Source organism: Rhizobium sp. AN73, assembly GCF_030757975.1.
GTDB classification, from domain to species: domain Bacteria; phylum Pseudomonadota; class Alphaproteobacteria; order Rhizobiales; family Rhizobiaceae; genus Agrobacterium; species Agrobacterium arsenijevicii.
In genome coordinates this window covers 981932-1000000 of record NZ_JARWME010000001.1, presented here as the reverse complement: position 1 = coordinate 1000000, position 18069 = coordinate 981932, and the positions used below count along the sequence as shown (strand labels likewise).

The window sequence follows — 18069 nt, the reverse complement described above, 5'->3', positions numbered from 1 at the left end:
TTTGAAGAAATAAAAGTTTGCATCGTTCGCAAGAACTGATGCCTGTTCTGAATACATTGTGAAGAGAAGATATGTCTGGAAGCTTCCAGGTGTTTTGGGTTTAGGCCCAAGGCGTCCGAGCCCAGTCCCAGAGAAACCTTGTGATGGCTTAGTCGGCCGGAATTGGTGGAGGGATTGGAGGTAGGAAGGAAAGCTTGTCCGAGGCATTTTTGTTGTTTGAAGGTTTAGGCCTTCATCTGATGAAGATGCTGGATTGGTGTTGCCTGACCGCGCATCACCGGATGATATCTCGAGAAGCTGGTCTTAATGATACGACCTCGAAGTGCACCGGCGTGCCTTCATATGGGGATTGTATCGAACACGTCGATGTCATCAGGAAATGACCTGGTTGTAAAAGGTAACCGGGTTGCCGTTCCTTCGGAACGGCTATGGATGAGCATAGACAATGAGAACGAAGAAGTGAATTAAGGGCATTTGGTGGATGCCTTGGCATGCACAGGCGAAGAAGGACGTGATACGCTGCGAAAAGCCGTGGGGAGCTGCGAATAAGCTTTGATCCATGGATCTCCGAATGGGGCAACCCACCTTAAATGCTTGGAAAATCCAGTCTGTTTTATGAACGGCCTGGGTTTCCAAGCATTGTGATAAGGTATCTTACTTTCGAATACATAGGGGTAAGAAGCGAACGCAGGGAACTGAAACATCTAAGTACCTGCAGGAAAGGACATCAACCGAGACTCCGTAAGTAGTGGCGAGCGAACGCGGACCAGGCCAGTGGCAATGATGAATAAAGCGGAACGATTTGGAAAAGTCGGCCATAGAGGGTGATAGCCCCTTACGCGTAGAACAGTCATTGTCCTTGAGTAGGGCGGGGCACGTGAAATCCTGTCTGAACATGGGGAGACCACTCTCCAAGCCTAAGTACTCGTGCATGACCGATAGCGAACAAGTACCGTGAGGGAAAGGTGAAAAGCACCCCGACGAGGGGAGTGAAATAGAACCTGAAACCGGATGCCTACAAACAGTCGGAGCCCGCAAGGGTGACGGCGTACCTTTTGTATAATGGGTCAACGACTTAGTGTAACTAGCAAGCTTAAGCCGGTAGGTGTAGGCGCAGCGAAAGCGAGTCTGAATAGGGCGATTTAGTTAGTTGCATTAGACCCGAAACCGAGTGATCTAGCCATGAGCAGGCTGAAGGTTGGGTAACACCAACTGGAGGGCCGAACCCGTATCTGTTGCAATAGATTGGGATGACTTGTGGCTAGGGGTGAAAGGCCAATCAAACTCGGAAATAGCTGGTTCTCCGCGAAATCTATTTAGGTAGAGCGTCGACCGAATACCCTCGGGGGTAGAGCACTGGATGGGCTATGGGGACTCACCGTCTTACTGATCCTAACCAAACTCCGAATACCGAGGAGTACTAGTCGGCAGACACACGGCGGGTGCTAACGTCCGTCGTGAAGAGGGCAACAACCCTGACCTCCAGCTAAGGTCCCCAAGTCATGGCTAAGTGGGAAAGGATGTGAGGATCCCAAAACAACCAGGATGTTGGCTTAGAAGCAGCCATCATTTAAAGAAAGCGTAACAGCTCACTGGTCTAAATAAGGGTCTTTGCGCCGAAAATGTAACGGGGCTAAAGCCATGCACCGAAGCTGAGGATATGCCGTAAGGCATGTGGTAGCGGAGCGTTCCGTAAGTCTGTGAAGGGGTACCTGTGAGGGGCCCTGGAGATATCGGAAGTGCGAATGTTGACATGAGTAACGATAAAGGGAGTGAGAGACTCCCTCGCCGAAAGACCAAGGGTTCCTGCTTAAAGTTAATCTGAGCAGGGTTAGCCGGCCCCTAAGACGAGGCGGACACGCGTAGTCGATGGGAACCACGTTAATATTCGTGGGCCTGGTGGTAGTGACGGATCTCGTGTGTTGTACATTCTTACTGGATTGAATGTGCGGCGAAGAGGTTCCAGGAAATAGCTCCACCGTATAGACCGTACCCGAAACCGACACAGGTGGTCAGGTAGAGTATACCAAGGCGCTTGAGAGAACTATGTTGAAGGAACTCGGCAAATTGCACGCGTAACTTCGGAAGAAGCGTGACCCCATTTTACGCAAGTATGATGGGGTGGCACAGACCAGGGGGTAGCGACTGTTTATCAAAAACACAGGGCTCTGCGAAGTAGCAATACGACGTATAGGGTCTGACGCCTGCCCGGTGCTGGAAGGTTAAAGGGAGGGGTGCAAGCTCTGAACTGAAGCCCCAGTAAACGGCGGCCGTAACTATAACGGTCCTAAGGTAGCGAAATTCCTTGTCGGGTAAGTTCCGACCTGCACGAATGGCGTAACGACTTCCCCGCTGTCTCCAACATAGACTCAGTGAAATTGAATTCCCCGTGAAGATGCGGGGTTCCTGCGGTCAGACGGAAAGACCCCGTGCACCTTTACTATAGCTTTACACTGGCATTCGCCAAGGCATGTGTAGGATAGGTGGTAGGCTTTGAAGCATGGACGCCAGTTCGTGTGGAGCCATCCTTGAAATACCACCCTTATCTTCGTGGATGTCTAACCGCGGTCCGTTATCCGGATCCGGGACAGTGTATGGTGGGTAGTTTGACTGGGGCGGTCGCCTCCGAAAGAGTAACGGAGGCGCGCGATGGTGGGCTCAGACCGGTCGGAAATCGGTCGTCGAGTGCAATGGCATAAGCCCGCCTGACTGCGAGACTGACAAGTCGAGCAGAGACGAAAGTCGGTCATAGTGATCCGGTGGTCCCGTGTGGAAGGGCCATCGCTCAACGGATAAAAGGTACGCCGGGGATAACAGGCTGATGACCCCCAAGAGTCCATATCGACGGGGTTGTTTGGCACCTCGATGTCGACTCATCGCATCCTGGGGCTGGAGCAGGTCCCAAGGGTATGGCTGTTCGCCATTTAAAGCGGTACGTGAGTTGGGTTCAGAACGTCGTGAGACAGTTCGGTCCCTATCTGCCGTGGGTGTAGGAATATTGACAGGATCTGTCCCTAGTACGAGAGGACCGGGATGGACGTATCTCTGGTGGATCTGTTGTCCTGCCAAGGGCATAGCAGAGTAGCTATATACGGAATGGATAACCGCTGAAGGCATCTAAGCGGGAAACCAACCTGAAAACGAGTGTTCCCTATCAGAGCCGTGGAAGACGACCACGTTGATAGGACGGGTGTGGAAGCATGGCAACATGTGAAGCTTACCGTTACTAATAGCTCGATCGACTTCTTCGTTCCCATTGAATATGTTCATCGATGATGAACATCATCTGTTCTGTCCTGACGCGCATAGCGCTCGGACGGGCCGCGCCACAGGGCGCGACGACCTCTGGTCTGTATGGCTGCCACGCTCATCCTTGAGCAAAGGTGGAATACGGATCGGTCGCAGAAAGACGTGTTAAATTAAATGAAGCGCAAGCTTCCCAGCTTCTCGAAAACTGTTTCCATCTCATAAATGGAAATCGTTGCGTTTTGCCGACCTGGTGGTTATCGCGGGGCGGCTGCACCCGTTCCCTTTCCGAACACGGCCGTGAAACGCCCCAGCGCCAATGGTACTTCGTCTCAAGACGCGGGAGAGTAGGTCGCTGCCAGGTCTGCAAAACGCAACAATAAATCTTCTCATTCACATACCTCGGCCCAGCCGATACAAAGGGCCGCCATAAGCGGCCTTTTTGCATTGCGGAACATGAAAACATAAGGAAAACGCCCCGTGCGTCCCTTACAGGAGACAAATCGCCTTCGGCAATTTGCTCCGGCAGTATGCATCACAGCTTCCCTGTGATGCAGTCGCGATAAATCCCATAGGGATTTACGCTGGTAACGCGGGGTGGAGCAGCCCGGTAGCTCGTCAGGCTCATAACCTGAAGGCCGCAGGTTCAAATCCTGCCCCCGCAACCAAAATCAGATTCAGATTCAGATAGAACAAAAGCCCTCTCATCGCAGAGGGCTTTTGGCGTTTCAAGCACAACAACCGAAACAAAACAGCTGGACCTTGGCCCGTCGAAACAGCGTGAGCAGCAACCGGTGACTGTCACTTTCCCACGCATCAGTGTGAGGGTGGTAGCCCCGACAAAACATTAGCGGCTATGGGACAGGCGGAAATGGGCTATCTTAACAGTCTGAACAACACCCCCAATTTCACCCCGTTCATGGCTCCAGTCGAATTGGCATGCCTAGCCGGGCGAGAAGGCAAGTGGAACAAACGCTGCCTTGATTCCTATTCCAGACGCTGTGGCACCCGGCGGATTGTTACGTTTGCAGCGCAGGACATAACGTTGGAGGCTGTCATAAGCGCCCTCATACCCGTCTTCTCGCAAGACCTCGTAAAGACGTTGTGCCGTGCGCCGCTCACGGGCAGGTTTAAGTTTCGCTGTCTCATGCCACTCCAGCAATCGCTCTTCAAAACAACCTAGCCGCCGACCGGGTTTTACAGCGCGAGAGTAGACCGGCTGTGTCGTTGTCATCAGACGTTTGCGGATCACCGGGCGAGAAAGTCCAACTGAACGAGAAAGCGCACTTATGCTCTCGCCACCAACAAAATGTCGGCGAGGTATCTCGGCTGTCAATTCCATTATTATCACCACTGGTTCTCCGGATAAGCATCCGGATTGGATAACAACCAGTTGGAAACTTTTAAACGCTGTTTCCGCCCGGAACGTGGTAACTTTTGCACGCTGTTTGACCGCTTTAACTAAAAGGAGGCAGTCCGGATTTGGCCTTAATCCAGTTACCCTAATTCAGCCAAGTTACTGGTTCGCCTAATGAATCCTCCACACTCAGAACTTTGTAATAACAGGGGCGTTGGTTCTGATCCGTCCAAGAGCAGTGAGCTTTATGTGGCTCTCTGGCCAAAGCCGAATTGCGATAAGCGTCTCATGTCGCCTTTGCGTCTTCATGCCGGTCGTTCACACCACCCGCATTAGTTCCTGGTAGCTGTCGGTCTGCTGTTCGGGCGGTCACGTCCGGAACGTGGCCGATAGGTGACTTAAGCAATGATAAAACGCGCCAACCTTTGCGCCTCAGGAAAAGCCAATAGCCTCGCAAGCATTTGTAGGACGAGCGTTTCGAAGCAATTCGTTTTGGTATCGGTGCGCCTATCTCCAACGGCTTTGGCATTTCGCTGCAGTGTAAGAACAACAGGGGATTGACTTCACGTTTTGAAATGAACGGTCACCGAAAATGAGTTCCCATCCGGCGACTATGCGGTCATGTCTTTATCACAGGTCGTGCGAGCCATTGCTCGACGATACGCGAAGCAAAGAGTTGGCAGTATGGAAAATCCGGTTGCACTGAATCGTCTTTCCGAAAACACGGTCTTCCGTAAGGGCGATGTTTTCGTACTGTTCGGCGAACTATTCGGCCGCGGATACGCCACCGGCTTGCTTGACGAAGCCAGACGGGCTGGAATGGAGATTGTGGGGATCACCGTCGGGCGGCGCGACGAGAAAAATGCGCTGCGCCCGCTCGACGCCGAGGAACTGTCTTCGGCGGAGGCCCAGCTGGGCGGCAGGATTATCAACATACCTCTTATGGCGGGTTTCGATCTCGATGCGCCCGCAGGCGGCCCAACTCCCACCGATCTCCTGGCAAAGATGACGCTTGAGAGCTGGGAACACGACAAGCTCGACTGGGACTATGTCGGGCAATGTCGCGACATCGCTACTGCGCGTTTTACGGAGTCGCTTTCAAAGGTCATGACCGTTCTAGACGGAATGATCGCCGCTGGCCGCAATGTTTTCTTCGCCCACACAATGGCCGGGGGCATTCCGAAGGCGAAGGTATTCCTGGTCGTCGCCAATCGAATCTACAAGGGAACTGGCACTCGCCATATGTCTTCGCAGACCCTGCTCGACAGTGACATGGGAAAGCTCATTCTGCAGAATTTTGACGATGTCTCCGCAAACACCTTTCGCCATCTCATTGATTTCAGCACGGCGATCCGCGAGCGTGTCGAAGCTTCGGGCGGACAAGTGCGATATACGGCCTATGGTTATCACGGATCGGCGGTCCTGATCGATGGGAGCTATCGTTGGCAGACCTATACCAACTACACTCAGGGATATGCGAAGATGCGGCTTGAAGGCATTGCAGAGGATGCCTGGGCGAAAGGGATCACGGCAACCGTCTATAATTGTCCCGAAATCCGGACCAATTCATCCGATGTGTTCACCGGTATCGAGTTGCCCCTGATACCGCTGCTGCTTGCGTTGAAGAAGGAAAACGGGAGCGAATGGGCCGACGAACAGTGGCAGGCCTGCGAGCAGCTGCTGATCGATGGCTTAACCATCAAAGACGTCTTCGGCAAGATCGCCGCCATGCAGGCCAGCGAGGTCATGCGTCCGTTCTATGATTTTTCGGCTTGGCCCATGGCAAACAGTCAGGCACAGGCCGATCTGACCATTGGCACGTCAAACGAGATCACCCAGATGCATCGAGATGGCAAGGTGATGATTAGTGACCTCCTGAGCAGTCTCGTTGTGACGGCAACAGGGCAGCTAATCTTTGGTGAATCATCGGAACCTACGGGTCCCGTCCTGTGGCTCAACCACGATATCGTGGCTCGGCGACTTAACGCTTCCCACCCGCATTCGAAGTCTTCTGCGCCGCTTATCGCGCAGGGAATGGAATCCTCGCACCTTGAGATGGCGTGACGGCTTTCCAGCTTGGCTTGGAAGCCGGGTGTTTTGGCCATGAAGCATGAATTTTGCGACAGGAATGCGCCCTCATTTCAATCCTGGAGAACGCTTTGGCTCTTTCTGGAAAGCCGCCATGTTAGGTGCTTAGGGAAGGCGAGCTACCTTGCAGCACGCGTACCGGTGCACCTGACCGTTTAACGGAGGCGCGTCTGGCAGGGAAACCCTAGGATGCCATCCGCGCTCGCAGGCGGGGCCCGATCCAGTCGAGGAAGCACCGCACCTTCAGCGGCAGCGGATCGGCTGGTCCGTGAATAACATTTACTGGCAGTGGCTCCGGTGCGAACTCCGCCAATAATTCTTGTAGAGCGCCAGAGCGCAAATGTTCGTCGATCTGGTAAGACAGCACGCGAATAATGCCTATACCGGCCAGTGCAGCCTGAATGGCAGCCTCCGTCGTGTTGACCGCGAGTTTGAGGCGTGGCTCGACAGCGAAGGCCGCGCCGTCCCGGCGGTATCGCCATTCCGGGGCGGTCGCGAAGCCCTGGAAGCTTATGCCGTCATGCGGGGCGAGATCTTCCGGCTGACGCGGCACTCCTCGGCGGGCGAGATAGTCGGGGCTTGCGCAGATCACCCGCCGGACGGTGCCCACGCGCGTTGCGATAAGCGCGCTGTCCGCCAGATGCCCGATCCGCAGGGCCACATCCACGTGCTCATCCACCAGACTTAGCTGCTGATCGACCAGGGTCAGGCGCAGGTTGATATCGGGTTGCTCCTTCAGAAATTCCAGCGCAATTGGCAGCAGAATGCGCTCGCCGAAGGCAATCGGTGCGGTTACGTGCAGCCCGCCACGCAGGGCGCCATAATCACCGCTGGCCTGCCGCTCCGCCGCGTCCAACTCATCGAGAATACGACGTGACGCGGCGACGAAGGCGCGCCCTTCCTCCGTCAAGACGAGGCCGCGGCGGGTGCGCACGACCAAGCGAACGCCAAGGTGCGTCTCAAGATCGGCCACTTTGCGGCTGACCGTGGCCAGCGGCGCATTCAGCCGCCGTGCCCCGGCAGAAAGAGTGCCGGCGTCGACCACCGCTAATAGCACCGAGATCGCTTCAAACCGATCCATCGAATCCTTCCGAAAATTGAGAGGAATGTTTCCACATTACCAGGATACCCCGTTATTTGTGGATGTCATAGCATCTGCGTCGTCAAGGGGCTCGACGTAGCTCCCGTCGTGCTGCTGATCCGGAGAAAGATGTTATGCCTCAACTTTCACGTCGCGCCTTTGCCGGTGCCCTGCCTCTCGGCCTCATGGGAGGGAGCCTTCTCGCGGGAGGCCTGATCGGTGGCACGCCCGCCCTTGCCGCGACGCAGGTTACCGCCGGGACGCCGGTCGGCATTACGCCGCTGGCGCAGATCCGCATTGGCCGTTTCACGGTTACAGCCCTGACGGACGGGTATGCCGATATGCCATACGACTATTTTCCGGGACGTTCCGCGGCCAAGGTCGAACAGGCGGCCATCGCGCAGCTCTCCGCCCGGCCGAGCGGAGTTCGGTTCCTCTTCAACCAATATCTCGTCGAGGATGGCGAGCGCCGCATCTTGATCGACGCCGGTGCGGCAGGTTCTATCGGGCAGACCGGACAGTTACCACAGGCACTCGCCGCGCTCGGTCTGAAGCCCGACAAGATCGACGCGGTCATCGTAACGCATATGCATCAGGACCACATGGGTGGGCTGGTTCTGGGAGGTAAGAACAACTACCCCGGAGCCGAGCTTTATATCGATCGTCGAGACATCACTTACTGGACCGATCCGGCCAAGCGCAACGGCGCCCCCGATTACCTGCAGACGAGCTTCAGGATGGCAGAGGAGGTCGTGCGGCTATATCCGAGGCTTCAGGCAATCGACGGAGAGCGCGAGATCATGCGGGGTGTTTCGATTGTCGACTTGACCGGCCATACGCCCGGCCACATCGGCGTCCGCGTCGAAGATGGCGGGAAGAGCATGATCATGGTTTCGGATATGATTTTTCCGGTCGTACATCCAGCCGCGACCGATGTGTTCTTCCTGTTTGAGCAGGACCGTGCCGCTGCGAAAGCCATGCGTGATCGCTTCTTTCCGCGTGCCGTTTCGGAAGGCGCACTCATCGCTGCCACGCACATGCCGTTCCCTGGGCTCGGTCGTATCGTTGCTGATCATGGGGAGATGCGTTGGCAGGTCGCAGACTGGGCCTTGCAGGACTGATTTCTGCTCTCGGTGATCTTAAGGGTATAAATGTCAGGCACTGATTTCGGCAACCGAAGGTAAATCCGGACTCGCACCGTGAGACAATGATGCGAGCCTGCGTGGGCAAGGAGAAATATGCATGCCATACCATTTCCTTGAGGTTGCTGTAACGCCAAGCGTCAGAGCAGCTCAGGCGGACATGGGGGTGGATCAGATCTGGCTGGGCGCTGACAACCGTCCTTCAGACACCTTCACCGAAGACGAGATCGCCTTCATCGCCTCGCGTGACAGTTTCTATATGGCATCGGTCTCCGAAACGGGTTGGCCGTACGTTCAACACCGTGGAGGAAAAGCCGGCTTCCTTAAGATCGTCGATCAGCGAACACTGGCCTTTGCCGACTACCGGGGTAATCGCCAGTACATCAGCACCGGCAATTTTGCCGCTAACGATCGGGCCTGCCTGTTCTTAATGGATTATGTGCGACGGGCACGGCTCAAAATTTACGCCTACGTGGAGCGACTGGCGCTTGATGCTGACCAGGAACTCACGGAGCTGGTGTCCGACCCGACCTACAAAGGAAGGGCGGAACGGATCTTCAGGCTTCGGCTTGAGGCGTTCGATTGGAATTGCCCGCAGCATATCGTCCCGCGCTACACCGAACAGCAGGTTGAACAGGCTGTCGCTCCTCTTCGTGAACAACTGCGGAGATTGGAAACAGAGAACGCGACCTTGCGCGCACGGTTGGAGAACCCTGCAAGATGACTGAAGCTCAACGACCACCCCTTCCGCTTTTTACGTTTGAAAGCGCGGTCGAGATCGAATTCCAGTCGGTTTTCACTACCACCTCCATGGTGAGGGCGATCTACGCAAACCGTATTTCGATAACCCTAGACGCGCAATGTTTCACAGACCGCAGAGTCAAATGATCGAAACGACCGCGGATTTGAGATGATCCACAAATGCCCTGACTTTCGCCGGAACGAATTGCGAGGTCGGATAGACGGCGTGAACCTCAAGTGGGGTATATTGATAGTCGGGCATGATATGCACCAGTGCAGCGGAGGCGATTTCTGTTTTAATCTGGGGGAGTTGAGCGCCACCTAGTCCCCGCCCGGCAACAAGCGCTTTGGTAAGCAAGAAGGTATTGTTTGCGAGGAAGCTTGTTCTCACGGGAATCAGTAGGGGCCCCGTCGGTCCAATCAGCGGCATGTTGTCGTCAGTTGTGGCCCAACTAAACCTGACCTGCCTGTGGTGAACCAGATCTTCCGGTGTTTGTGGGGTTCCATGCGTCTGGAGATAGGCCGGAGAGGCAACCACGATGCGCTTGATTGTGCCAAGTCGGCGGGCAACGAGACCGGACGACCGCAAAGTGCCGAAGCGGATTGCAACGTCGACGGCCTGTTCCGTCAGATCGACATATCTGTCGTCCAGCATCAATTCGACAGTGACTTCGGGGTGAAGTGCCTGAAAAGCGATGGCAATGTCGGCCAGATACATTTGGCCGAAACCAGTTGGCGCCTGAATACGCAAGTGGCCTGTTAATGTGCTGCCGGCGCCAGCCGCCTGTTCCGCTGCCTCTTCCACGGCGGCAAGCACTTTCTTGGCGCGTCGATAGTAGTTTTGCCCCACTTCGGTCAGCGCCAATTTGCGTGTGGTGCGGCTGACGAGCCGCACGCCCAGATGTTGCTCCAGCGCGGTCACCTTCTGGCTGATTGCAGGCTGAGATAGGTTTAAATCCCGGCCTGCGGCAGACAGGCTTCCAAGTTCCGCCACCCGAACGAAAACAGCCATTGCATTGAAAACATCCATGCGTCCACCTCAAGGAATTGCTTATAACTGATAGCGTATTCTCCAATCTAGTGCGAATTCTACAAATGAATGATCCTGCGCCGACCCAATCAAGGGTGATGGAGCAGGACATGTCTGAACATAAAAAAGTTGCCCTGGTTGTTGGAGCCAACGGCGTCATCGGCGGAAATTTGATCAATCACTTGCTGACGCTGGACGACTGGGAAATCATCGGACTATCGCGCCGCGGTGGTGTTTCAACAGATCGGCTGCGCTACATTGCCGTCGATCTGCTGGATCGCGATGCCACGCGACAGGCGCTCGCTGGCCTGTCCGACGTTACGCATATTTTTTATGCGGCCTATCAGGATCGGCAAAGCTGGGCAGAACTGGTGCAGCCAAATCTGGCAATGCTGGTCAATGTGGTGGAGGCGGTTGAACCTGTTGCCAAGGGTCTCAGCCATATCAGTCTGATGCAGGGCTATAAGGTTTATGGCGCCCATCTGGGGCCGTTCAAGACACCGGCGCGTGAAACAGACGCCAATCATATGCCGCCTGAATTCAATATAGATCAGCAGAATTTCCTTGAACGACGGCAAGTTGGCCAGAACTGGACCTGGTCTGTTGGTTTCCATGCGGAACTGAGCCGGTTTTTCCACCGAGAAGTGAGCCACCTCTAAGTATGGTTTTCTGATCAGGGTTTGGTCAAGGGATTGGCCTTTTCTCCTCTCTTCTGTGCTGCTGCGGCCGAGCTGGCCTTGAAGCGGAAGCTGTCATTTCCGGTTTCGAGGATATGGCAACGGTGGGTCAGGCGATCGAGCAGAGCGGTGGTCATCTTGGCGTCACCGAAGACCGTGGCCCATTCGCTAAAGCTGAGGTTGGTGGTGATGATGACGCTGGTGCGCTCGTAGAGCTTGCTCAGCAGGTGGAAGAGCAGCGCTCCGCCGGAAGCACTGAACGGAAGGTATCCGAGCTCATCGAGGATCAGCAGATCGAGACGGACCAGCGTCTCGGCGATCTGGCCTGCCTTGCCTTTGGCCTTCTCCTGCTCGAGAGCGTTGACCTGTGGTATCCTGAAGGGAGACCGCCCGGAGTGCCGGCGCAACCCAGCGCAGATCATCAAGTTCGGGCAGGAGTTCGCCGGCGATGCGATGATGATGTGTCGGTCATCGAAACTGAAAAACTAAACCACACATTTGCCAGTGTTCGCATCTGACCATTGTGCTTACAGGCCAGTCCGCTCTCGATCCCTTGGTCGACATAGTAAACCTTCGGAGCAATATTTCATAGAAAATCTCAGGCTATATAACGGGTCAGAGATTCAAAGCTGCTCAGGAAAAAAGAGTGTATCCGGCTAAACTCGGTTGTGCACAAGAATGCATTTCCATGACATTTACCCTGTTCTTGCGCTAGGCATCGCCCGGATTGCGTAACGTGTCCGGAGGCATTCTCCAGCAGTAAAGGCCCAGGTAGTTTCAATTCCGGCTTGGCGGAGGGGATTGGTTGCCGCAGAAATGCGCTCTCCGAGATCGAATGCGGCGCGGACGGGCTCGACACCGAGTGCAAGATGGCGTCCGGACCATGGCTTATGCGTACGGCCACGGTTGGATATCCACAGCATCAGGCTGGGAAAAATCTCCGGATCCCATTCGAGTTCTGTCACATAGCTTTCAACAGTGTTTTCAAGCGAAGCCTTGCCGCTTGCGCCGCTGAGCAGCAGAAGGTGTTCGGAGGGCGACGCCAGAGGGAGCTGGCATGCGTCTATGGTCCGGCCATCGTGCGTTGGGAGGCGCGAAAGGTCGTGAAAGACGGCGTCGCTCTCGAAAGGCGACAGGCCGAGACTTTCATCCAAAGGATGACTATGGACGGCGGTGTAGGTGCCCGGATCAAGCCGCATCGATCCCGGCTTGTCGGATAGGGCAAACACCGGGTGGAGACCGATGGGCAACCGACAGTCGCGGCGCGCATTGATGCTAAGCTCAAACGTCAGCTCGGCCTTGCCGGGAGTAGCGGTGATGCGACGGCTCAGGTGTGAGATTGCGCTCTCTGGCGGATACTCGATGTCAGCGGTTAGCGTCAGGGTGTCGATTGATGTCACACGCCAATGGTTATTCGAGCCGAAGCCATGGGGATATGATCCGGAGACGTCCAACGGTTGCGTCGCGTGCGGATCTTCCTGTTGCCAGCGCTGTGGAAGCGCGGCCTCCGGCTGCATGCCGAACGGCACGCATGGCCACTCCCCACGCAACCGATGAAGGATAGGCGGCTGATCGCTCAGATCCTCGTTTTCCCAGGGAGCGACGTGCAAAGGCTGCACTTCGAGACCGTCCGGTAGCCGAAAGGTCACTGGCCCGAGCATACCGCCGAGGCTTTGCAGCGAGGCTTCGCCGCAATCCCAGGCAATATGTGCTGATGAATGGTCGGCGCCGTTGATGTTACGCATGGCCAAGCTGCGGGCGTTCGATGATCAGGTTGATGAAGACGGCGCCAAGGATCAGAATACCGCGGACCACTTGCTGGGCGTAAGGGTTGAAGCCCCAAAGCGTCATGGCGTTGAGGAGAACGCCGAGAAATAACACGCCAACGAACGCCCCCCAGATCGATCCCTTGCCGCCGAACAGGCTGACCCCGCCGATGATGACCGCCGAGATCACCTCCAGCTCCATCCCCTTTGCAATAGTCGGATTGCCGGAGTTGAGGAGCGAGGAGTAGACGATGCCCCCCAGCACGGCGAAGAGGCTGGTGATGACGAGGCAGGTCATTCTGGTTCGGTTGACGGCGAGGCCGGAGAGACGGGCAGCCTCTGCATTGCCGCCGATCGCGTAGACGGCGCGACCGAAGCTCGTGAAGTTTGCCAGCACATAGGAGAGAACGAAGGAGAGAAGCAGGAGATAGACCGGTACAGGGATGCTGAAGATCCGGCCGCTGCCAATAAAATAATACCACGAAGGGAAGGATTCGATCGGCGTGCCGTCGGTGATCATATTGGCAAGCCCGGCAAGCGTCGCCATCATCGCCAGTGAAGAAATGAAGGTCGGCACCATATATCGGTTTCTGAGCCAGCCATTGAAAATGCCGACAGCCGCGCCAAACGCGAAGGTCAGCACCATCGAGAGAACAACGACGAGGACACTCGGTTCGAAATCGCCGCCAGAGATCGCATTGACCAACCATGCAAGGATACAGGCAGATGCCGCCACCATGGAGCCGACCGACAGGTCGATCTCGCCAACGATGATCAGCAACGTCATGCCGAAGGCGATCATCCCCGGGACGGCAATGGTGCGCAGGATATTGAGCTGATTATCCAGTGTGAAGAAACCGCGAGCGGTGGCAGCAACCAGAATATAGAGGGCGATGAGGATGAGCAGCATCGAGTTCTGCCGCATGTATGCGCCGACTGTCCCGCGGGAAGTTGTCATCGTTGATATCCTCTTTGTCAGTTTGGCGTCCGACGCACCATGCAGCTCGCGTAGAGCGCCTTGGGGTCGAGCTGATCGTTGATGAATTCGTCGGCGATGACGCCGTCGCGTAAAATCAGGATGCGGTCGCAGCATTCGACCAGGTCTTCGAGTTCTGTCGATACGACGATGCTGGCAAGGCCGCGTGTCGCCTGTTCCCAGATGATCTGGTAGATCTGCTGTTTGGCGAGCACATCGACGCCACGGCCGGGCTCGTCGAAGAGCAGAATGCGCGGGTTGTTGTTCAGCCAGTTGCCGACGACGATTTTTTGCTGATTGCCGCCCGAAAGACTGGAAACAGGCAAAGAGGGATCGCCAACCTTGATCAGCAGGTCTTTGATCTGGCGGTCGACGAAAGGTTTTTCGCGCGCAGTGGAGACGAAGCCCATCCGGGCGATCGACTGCATTGCCGCCAGACAAAGGTTGGCGTGGCTCGACAGGATTTGAGCGAGCCCGCCGTGCTTGCGGTCTTCCGATGTGTAGCCGATTCCGAGTGCTTTCATCACCGGGATGGACACATCCTTGATGGTCTTGCCGTCGACGATGATCTCGCCTGTTTCCATCGGTCCCGCACCGTAGATGGCGCGCAGCAGTTCCGTCCGTCCCGAGCCAAGCATGCCGGCAATGCCAAGCACCTCTCCATGATGCAGATCGAAGGACACATCCTGAAGCTTCGGCGCAAGCGACAGATTGCGCACCGAAAGCACGGGTTTGCCCCTGTCCTTTTCGTGCGGCGGCCGGTTCACGGGCTGCATCTCGCCGAACATCAGCTCGAGGATCACGTCAGGCGTCGCTTCGGCGATCGGTCGCGAGCCGGTAAGGACGCCATCGCGAAGGGCGGTGACCGTGTCGGCAATCTCCGTCAGTTCTGCCAGTCTGTGGGAAATGTAGATGATGGTGACGCCGCGATCGCGCAGGCGCTTGATGAGCGTGAACAGCTGCTGCACCTCGGCCTGCGCCAGCGCCGAAGTTGGTTCGTCGAGCTGCAGGATCGATGGGTTGAACGACATCGCCTTGACGATTTCGATGACCTGTTGACGACCGATCGATAACGATCCGGCAGTCGCGTCCGGGTCAATGTCTCCGGCACCCATGTCGTCGAGCAGCGCACGCGCCTTGCGGCGAAGCGCTTTCCAGTCGATGAACGGCGTGCCTGAAATCTTGGGCAGGCGGCCGATGAAGATGTTTTCGGCAACACTCATATGTGGGACCAGGCTGAGTTCCTGGTAAACCGTGACGATCCCGGCATCCAGTGCTTCGGCTGGCCGCGCAAACCGGCAGGGTTTGTCATTCAGGATCACTTCACCGGCGGTCGGCTCCGTCGCGCCGGACATGATCTTGATGAACGTACTCTTGCCGGATCCGTTTTTTCCTAGAAGCGCGTGAACCTGTCCCCGCGCAAAGCTGTGACTGAAATCGTCGAGGGCGGTCACGGCGCCGTAGCGCTTTGTGAGTCCGCGCAGTTGAAGAACGGCCGACATGCCTGCTCCATTCAAGTCCGTGGAATTAGGCGGCGCATGCCCGCATGGGTGCGCCGCCAGATGTTTAGTTCTTCAGCGACTGGACGAAGGACTTGATGCCCTCAGGTTCGGTGCGCGAAAGCAGGATCGCCGGTACCGTGGTCTGCTGCTCGACCTTTTCGCCCTTGAGGATCGAAAGCGCTGCGTTGACACCTTCGGCGCCCATGGCGAAGGGAGACTGGGCGGTGACCGCCTGCAGCACATTGTCTTTCGCCATCAGGCCCTTGGCCAGTTGCTCGGAACCGTCGATACCGAATACATAGACCGACCCGGACTTGCCGGCATTGCGGACCGCCTGCATCGCGCCAACCGTGCCGCCTTCGTTGGCAGCATAGATGACGTTGACGTCAGGGTTTGCGGTCAGGATATCGGTTGCCACGGAGACGGCCTTTTCCGGCAGCCATGCATCCTGTTCGGTGACCACCTTTATCTGGTTTCCGGCTTCGGCGGCGGACTTGAAGCCGCCGGTGCGATCGCCGCTCTGCTCGGGCAACAACGACTTGAAACCGAGGATGGCGACATTTGCCTTGCCTGACAGCGTCGTCTTGATGAAGGCGGCAGCAGCCTTGCCGGTCGACATGCCGAGATCCTTGTTGGATGTCGAGAAGGTCGCCTGGGCGATTGTGCCGTCCGTCAGGCCGCCGTTCACAGCGACGACAGTGATGCCGGCGTCACGGGCGCGCTTCAAGGCGGCAGCCGAGTTCTTGGCGGAGACCGGTGCGATGACGATCGCGTTGACCTTGCGGGCGATATAGGTGTCGATTGCCTGCGATTCCTTGGCCTGGTCGCCATCGATGTTGGTTTCCAGGATCTCGGCGCCGGCCTTTTCGGCCGCGCTACGCATGCCGGCCTGCAACGACTTCATGAATTGATCGCCCTGGAAAACGATGCTGGCCACAACCGGCTTGTCAGCCGCGTGGACGAAGCTCGTTCCAGCCATCAGGCCCAACGCGGCAATGGTGAAAAATGTCCTCATAATTACTCCTCCCTTGAGTTGATATCGGACTGGCGGTGGATGTCATGCGTCTGGCCCGCCAGGGTTGAACGGCCGATCCGTCATCGCGAGACGAGGGGTCGGCGGGGTCTAGGCTTTGCATCCGCGGACAGCGTCACCATGCGCGTGATTGTTCGCAGTTGTCATGTAAAAATCTCGAAGCCGGATACCTTCGAGATTGTGATCCCGTTGGCCCATCAGGAGCCGATGCCGTACTCCAGTTGGTCAACGGCGGCGATGACGCCACGAAGTTCGGCCAGACCCTTCAGCCGGCCTATGCACGAATAACCTGGGTTGACCGCCTTGTTCTGGTCGTCGATCAGCAGATGCCCGTGATCCGGTCGGAACGGAATAATACTGTCCGTCCGCCCGGCGGCCACGCGGCACTGCTCCTCGCGCCGGAGTGCCGAGATCAGCGATACCATGTTGACATCGCCATCGAGGTGATCGGACTCGAAGAAGGATCCGTCCGTTTCCTTCTTCACATTGCGAAGGTGGGCAAAGTGAACGCGGCTGGAGAACCGGGTGGCCATCTCGGTCAGATCGTTGCCGGTACGTGATCCATAGGAACCCGCGCAGAGCGTAATCCCATTGACCTCATGATCGACCGCACCCAGGATCGCCTCTATGTCCCCAGAATGTGAGACAACACGCGGAAGACCGAACAGCGAGAAGGGTGGATCGTCTGGATGGATACCGAGACGGACGCCATATTCCACCGCGACCGGGACGATTTCCTTAAGGAACTCCACAAGGTTGGCACGCATATCGTCCGACGAAATATCGTCGAAACTGGCGATCTGAGCGCGGATTCCCTCGCGGGTGTGGGTGCCTTCCTTTCCGGGGAGGCCGGCAATGATATTGGTCTCGAGCGTCAGAATCTCTTCGTCCGACATTGCCTCGAACCGCTGCTGCGCCGTCTTGATCAATTCTGGCTGGTAGCTGTCTTCCGCCGCACGGCGTTTTAGTACGAACAGGTCGTAGGCGGCGAAATCCGCCATATCGAACCTCAACGCCAGGCCGCCGGTTTCCGTCGGGTAACGAAGGTTCGTACGCGTCCAGTCAACGACCGGCATGAAATTGTAGCAGACAACGGGAATTCCGGCGCGGCCGAGATTGGCCAGGCTGTCCTTCCAACTATCGACATATTGCCGCCAATCATCGTTACGCAGCTTGATCGCCGAGTTCACGGGGATGGATTCGCAGACCGACCAGACCATGCCGGCGCGCTCGATCGTCGCCTTATGCGTCAGGATGTCGTCGACGCTCCATGTGCGACCGTCATAGATGTGATGCAGTGCAGTCACGATACCGCGGGCACCGGCCTGGCGCGCGTGTGACAGGGTGACCGGATCGTTGTTTCCGAACCACCGCCAACTTTCCAGCATTGAAGTCTCCATCCCATAATGTTGGACAATAAAGACATCTGA

Annotated in this window: 12 protein-coding genes, 1 tRNA gene, 2 rRNA genes and 1 pseudogene; 7 read left to right on the top strand and 9 right to left on the bottom strand. The window is 56.5% G+C overall.

The features are described 5' to 3' along the window. Positions 1 to 453 precede the first annotated feature (453 nt). The 3 genes from RBH10_RS04395 to RBH10_RS04385 all read left to right on the top strand — a co-directional run bounded on the left by RBH10_RS04395 (position 454) and on the right by RBH10_RS04385 (position 3914). Positions 454 to 3251: ribosomal RNA gene (locus RBH10_RS04395) — 23S ribosomal RNA — on the top strand. A gap of 244 nt (positions 3252 to 3495) precedes the next feature. After that, positions 3496 to 3610: ribosomal RNA gene (rrf, locus tag RBH10_RS04390) — 5S ribosomal RNA — on the top strand. 227 nt (positions 3611 to 3837) lie between these two features. Further along, positions 3838 to 3914: transfer RNA gene (locus tag RBH10_RS04385), tRNA-Met, on the top strand. 275 nt (positions 3915 to 4189) lie between these two features. Here the strand turns inward: RBH10_RS04385 and RBH10_RS04380 are convergent. Next, a complete protein-coding gene (locus RBH10_RS04380; protein ID WP_281039736.1) occupies positions 4190 to 4588 on the bottom strand; it encodes a hypothetical protein in 399 nt (132 codons plus the stop codon). Positions 4589 to 5287: 699 nt separating this feature from the next. Between RBH10_RS04380 and RBH10_RS04375 the strand changes: the two genes are divergently transcribed. Further along, entirely contained in the window at positions 5288 to 6667 is a 1380-nt protein-coding gene (locus tag RBH10_RS04375; protein WP_281039737.1) for a hypothetical protein, read from the top strand. A gap of 208 nt (positions 6668 to 6875) precedes the next feature. Here the strand turns inward: RBH10_RS04375 and RBH10_RS04370 are convergent, their stop codons facing one another. Beyond that, complete coding sequence (locus tag RBH10_RS04370) at positions 6876 to 7772, bottom strand: LysR family transcriptional regulator (RefSeq protein WP_281039738.1); 897 nt, start codon at positions 7770 to 7772, stop codon at positions 6876 to 6878. A gap of 134 nt (positions 7773 to 7906) precedes the next feature. On the opposite strand from RBH10_RS04370, the gene RBH10_RS04365 reads away from it, so the two are divergent. Next, positions 7907 to 8893 carry an MBL fold metallo-hydrolase gene (locus RBH10_RS04365; protein WP_281039739.1) on the top strand — a complete coding sequence of 329 codons (987 nt, stop codon included), beginning with the start codon at positions 7907 to 7909 and terminating at the stop codon, positions 8891 to 8893. Positions 8894 to 9014: 121 nt separating this feature from the next. Next, positions 9015 to 9638, top strand: coding sequence for a pyridoxamine 5'-phosphate oxidase family protein (locus RBH10_RS04360; RefSeq protein ID WP_281039740.1), 624 nt, complete (start codon positions 9015 to 9017; stop codon positions 9636 to 9638). A 156-nt stretch (positions 9639 to 9794) separates the two neighbouring features. On the opposite strand, the gene RBH10_RS04355 is transcribed toward RBH10_RS04360, so the two are convergent. Then, positions 9795 to 10685, bottom strand: a complete 891-nt coding sequence (locus tag RBH10_RS04355) for a LysR family transcriptional regulator (protein WP_281039741.1) — start codon at positions 10683 to 10685, stop codon at positions 9795 to 9797. 110 nt (positions 10686 to 10795) lie between these two features. Here RBH10_RS04355 and RBH10_RS04350 point away from each other — a divergent pair, with 110 nt between their 5' ends. Further along, the gene (locus RBH10_RS04350) at positions 10796 to 11344 is read left to right on the top strand and encodes an NAD-dependent epimerase/dehydratase family protein (protein ID WP_281039742.1); all 549 of its coding nucleotides are present in this window, start codon (positions 10796 to 10798) and stop codon (positions 11342 to 11344) included. Between the two features lie 14 nt (positions 11345 to 11358). Here RBH10_RS04350 and RBH10_RS04345 read toward each other — a convergent pair. The 6 genes and pseudogenes from RBH10_RS04345 to uxuA form a co-directional block, all read right to left on the bottom strand. Beyond that, positions 11359 to 11730, bottom strand: a pseudogene (locus tag RBH10_RS04345) (ATP-binding protein); the annotation flags it as partial. Positions 11731 to 12057: 327 nt separating this feature from the next. After that, a complete protein-coding gene (locus RBH10_RS04340) occupies positions 12058 to 13107 on the bottom strand; it encodes a hypothetical protein (protein ID WP_281039743.1) in 1050 nt (349 codons plus the stop codon). Beyond that, positions 13100 to 14086, bottom strand: a complete 987-nt coding sequence (locus RBH10_RS04335; protein ID WP_281039744.1) for an ABC transporter permease — start codon at positions 14084 to 14086, stop codon at positions 13100 to 13102. Before RBH10_RS04335 ends, RBH10_RS04340 begins: the two co-directional genes overlap by 8 nt. 17 nt (positions 14087 to 14103) lie before the next feature. Further along, positions 14104 to 15606, bottom strand: a complete 1503-nt coding sequence (locus tag RBH10_RS04330) for a sugar ABC transporter ATP-binding protein (protein WP_281039745.1) — start codon at positions 15604 to 15606, stop codon at positions 14104 to 14106. Between the two features lie 64 nt (positions 15607 to 15670). Beyond that, on the bottom strand, positions 15671 to 16621 hold the full coding sequence (locus RBH10_RS04325) for a substrate-binding domain-containing protein (protein WP_045023531.1): 951 nt from the start codon (positions 16619 to 16621) through the stop codon (positions 15671 to 15673). Positions 16622 to 16836: 215 nt separating this feature from the next. Then, complete coding sequence (uxuA, locus tag RBH10_RS04320; protein ID WP_281039746.1) at positions 16837 to 18027, bottom strand: mannonate dehydratase; 1191 nt, start codon at positions 18025 to 18027, stop codon at positions 16837 to 16839. Between the last annotated feature and the right edge of the window lie 42 nt (positions 18028 to 18069).

Coding starts and splice junctions, on each gene's coding strand:
- RBH10_RS04380 (WP_281039736.1), bottom strand. CDS start 4,588: ATGGAATTGACAGCCGAGATACCTCGCCGACATTTTGTTGGTGGCGAG.
- RBH10_RS04375 (WP_281039737.1), top strand. CDS start 5,288: ATGGAAAATCCGGTTGCACTGAATCGTCTTTCCGAAAACACGGTCTTC.
- RBH10_RS04370 (WP_281039738.1), bottom strand. CDS start 7,772: ATGGATCGGTTTGAAGCGATCTCGGTGCTATTAGCGGTGGTCGACGCC.
- RBH10_RS04365 (WP_281039739.1), top strand. CDS start 7,907: ATGCCTCAACTTTCACGTCGCGCCTTTGCCGGTGCCCTGCCTCTCGGC.
- RBH10_RS04360 (WP_281039740.1), top strand. CDS start 9,015: ATGCCATACCATTTCCTTGAGGTTGCTGTAACGCCAAGCGTCAGAGCA.
- RBH10_RS04355 (WP_281039741.1), bottom strand. CDS start 10,685: ATGGATGTTTTCAATGCAATGGCTGTTTTCGTTCGGGTGGCGGAACTT.
- RBH10_RS04350 (WP_281039742.1), top strand. CDS start 10,796: ATGTCTGAACATAAAAAAGTTGCCCTGGTTGTTGGAGCCAACGGCGTC.
- RBH10_RS04340 (WP_281039743.1), bottom strand. CDS start 13,107: ATGCGTAACATCAACGGCGCCGACCATTCATCAGCACATATTGCCTGG.
- RBH10_RS04335 (WP_281039744.1), bottom strand. CDS start 14,086: ATGACAACTTCCCGCGGGACAGTCGGCGCATACATGCGGCAGAACTCG.
- RBH10_RS04330 (WP_281039745.1), bottom strand. CDS start 15,606: ATGTCGGCCGTTCTTCAACTGCGCGGACTCACAAAGCGCTACGGCGCC.
- RBH10_RS04325 (WP_045023531.1), bottom strand. CDS start 16,621: ATGAGGACATTTTTCACCATTGCCGCGTTGGGCCTGATGGCTGGAACG.
- uxuA (WP_281039746.1), bottom strand. CDS start 18,027: ATGCTGGAAAGTTGGCGGTGGTTCGGAAACAACGATCCGGTCACCCTG.